Source organism: Nostoc sp. UIC 10630, from assembly GCF_010747425.1.
In the GTDB taxonomy this organism is placed as follows: domain Bacteria; phylum Cyanobacteriota; class Cyanobacteriia; order Cyanobacteriales; family Nostocaceae; genus Nostoc.
In genome coordinates, this window is record NZ_JAAGOG010000381.1 from 1 (window position 1) to 3169 (window position 3169).

A 3169-nucleotide genomic window follows, 5' to 3' on the forward strand; every position below is an offset into this window, starting at 1 on the left:
CCCCCTGCTCCCCTGCCCCCGAAGAATAAGCGTAAGAACTCCAGTTAATGTAGGCGCGGGCTAAATCTTCATCGTCTGTCCAGTTTTGTGATTCGATTAAACCTTGGAGTCCTGCACCGTAAGCGCCTGGGCGAGAACCAAAGATGCGATAGCGCGATCGCACCACGGCTTCTTCTAAAGTTAATCCTTGGCTTGTCCACAATTCAGTCTCTTGGCGAACTGCATCCGCTAGGGGATTTTGTTCTGGCGGTTCATCCAAATCTGCTACTGCTGATACCGCTTGATCGAATAAGTCAATTAAGTTGGGAAAAGCATCGCGGAAGAATCCTGAAATTCGTAAGGTGACATCTACACGGGGTCGTCCCAAAATTGCTAGAGGCAAAATTTCAAAATCCACTACTCGCCGCGCTGCACCGTCCCAGACAGGTTGGACTCCCAATAAAGCTAACGCTTCGGCAATATCATCACCTCCAGTCCTCATGGTGGCTGTTCCCCACAATGACAAACCTAGTGTTTTGGGATATTCGCCATGCTCTTGAGTGTAATATTCCACGAGGGTTTCAGCAGCTTTTCTACCAATATCCCAAGCTGTCTCTGTGGGAATGGCGCGAATATCTACAGAATAAAAGTTTCTCCCTGTTGGTAGAACTTCTGGGCGGCCGCGCGTGGGTGCGCCAGATGGGGCGCTAGGGACGTAACCGCCATCGAGTCCATGTAATAAATGGGTGATTTCCTGATCGGTTTGTTGTAAAGCTGGTAGCAGGCGATCGCGTATCCAGGTAGAGACGCGATTCATCGCGTCTCTACAAGATTCCTGATTTCTAAATTCTGAATTCTGAATCCTGAATTCTGAATCCTGATTTATTAGTTGTTCTACTAAAAGGGCGGCGTGTTCTTCTAGGACTTCAACTATATCGCCGATGGTGCGGCATTCTGTGCCATTGACTACTGAATATTCACCACTAGACATTGACAAATCGGCTGTGAGGGGGTCGAAATCTAGTCCCCAATCTTGAGCTATGGCGCGGGTAATACCTGAAGAATGGCGATTGGGTATGCGAGCGATCGCTACTATTAAATCCCGCAGCTGCCTTCCTTGGGGACATTGCCCAAAAATGTGCAACCCATCGCGGATTTGGGCTTCTTTCAATTCACAAAGATAACCACCGATGGAATTCAAGATTAAGGATTCAGACTTAAAAATTTCTGTTTCATTTTGGATTCCCAAATCTAGATGGAGGTTTTCTTTGATCACCAATTCGTGGATGCGATCGCGAATTACTGGTAAACGCGAAGGATCTAAACTGTCGGCTTCATAATACTCATCAATTAAATTTTCTAACTGTTGCAAAGAACCGTAGAGTTCCGCGCGAGTCATCGGCGGCGTTAGGTGATCTATAATCACCGCTTGAGCGCGACGTTTCGCTTGGGAACCTTCACCAGGATCGTTGACAATAAACGGGTACAGGTGGGGAAGTGCGCCGAAAGCCACTTCTGGATAACAATTATTAGATAAAGCCACGCTTTTACCGGGTAGCCATTCTAGATTTCCGTGTTTCCCTACATGAACTACAGCATCAGCACCAAAAGTTTCTCTAACCCAATAGTAGAAAGCTAAATAATCATGGGTTGGTTCTAAATCCGGTGCATGATAATTCAAACTGGGGTCATTATCATAACCTCTTGCTGGCTGAATTCCCACAAAGATGTTGCCGAGTTGGATTCCGGGAACGGGAATTGGGCATTGGAGATTGGAAATTGAGAATTGGGAACTTGTACTGAGCGTTCGCGTAGCGTCTCGTAGAGAAGCCGAAGTATTGGGAATTGGGCTACTACTAAACTCTTCCCCATTTCCCATTCCCCATTCCCCATTCCCCATTTCCCACCTTTCAGTAATACCTTGCTGAACTGCTGGCGGTAATGAAGCGAAATATTCTTGATATTCTTCCCAAGAGACACTTTGGTGTACCGGAAGCGATTCTCGACCTTCCGGGTCATTTGTTACGCCATCTGTCAGCCGTTGAATCAACTCATCTCCTTGAGCAGGTGGATTTTCTACTTCATACCCAGCCAGATGTAGAGCTTGCAGAATTTCTACACAACTAGCTGGGGTGTCGAGTCCCACACCGTTGGCAAGCCGTCCATTGCGGTTGGGGTAGTTTGCCAAAATTAGGGCAATTCGCCGCTCTTGGGGGGGTTTGGAACGCAGACGCGCCCAATTTGCTGCTAGTTTAGCAACGAACTCAATGCGATCGCTGACTGGTTCATAAATTACCACATCTGTCTCTAAATGGGGATTACGAGTTTGCACGGCTTTAAAAGACACAGCACGCGTAATAATCCGCCCATCTACTTCTGGTAGCGCCACATTCATGCCAATATCGCGGGGAGAAAGCCCTTGAAACTGTGACTCCCACTGTTCAATTGATCCACCACTGAGGATTACCTGCAACACAGGCACATCTAATTTTTCCCACAGTTCAGTTTGGGGTGTTTCGCTTTCTAAGCGTGCTAGAGAAAAACTAGTGGTATTTAGCAGTACAGCGATTGATTCAGCTTCTTTAGGTTGGAAAAATTCACTCAACTCCGCTTGAACATCGGGTTCACGCAATGAGGAAACAAACACTGGCACTGGTTGTAAATTTTTTTGTACCAAGGCTTGGCATAAAGCATCAATTACTTTAGTGTTCCCCGCTAAATAATGAGCGCGGTAGAAAAGGATGCCGATTTTGGGGATTGGGGATTGCGAGATTTGAGGTTCAAAGGTGGATGAACGGAGTTCTGAGGTGGATTCATCCGGTTCAAAGGTGGATGAACGGAGTTCTGAGGTGGATTCATCCGGTTCAAAGGTGGATGAACGGAGTTCTGAGGTGGATTCATCCGGTTCAAAGGTGGATGAACGGAGTTCTGAGGTGGATTCATCCGGTTCAAAGGTGGATGAACGGAGTTCTGAGGTGGATTCATCCGGTTCAAAGGTGGATGAACGGAGTTCTGAGGTGGATTCATCCGGTTCAAAGGTGGATGAACGGAGTTCTGAGGTGGATTCATCCGGTTCAAAGGTGGATGAACGGAGTTCTGAGGTGGATTCATCCGGTTCAAAGGTGGATGAACGGAGTTCTGAGGTGGATTCATCCGGTTCAAAGGTGGATGAACGGAGTTCTGAGGTGGA

Annotated in this window: 1 protein-coding gene; it reads right to left on the reverse strand. The window is 47.2% G+C overall.

The features are described 5' to 3' along the window. Window positions 1–3169: cobaltochelatase subunit CobN (gene cobN, locus G1O98_RS37625; protein ID WP_243458664.1), on the reverse strand; the 3169-nt coding region annotated here is incomplete at both ends.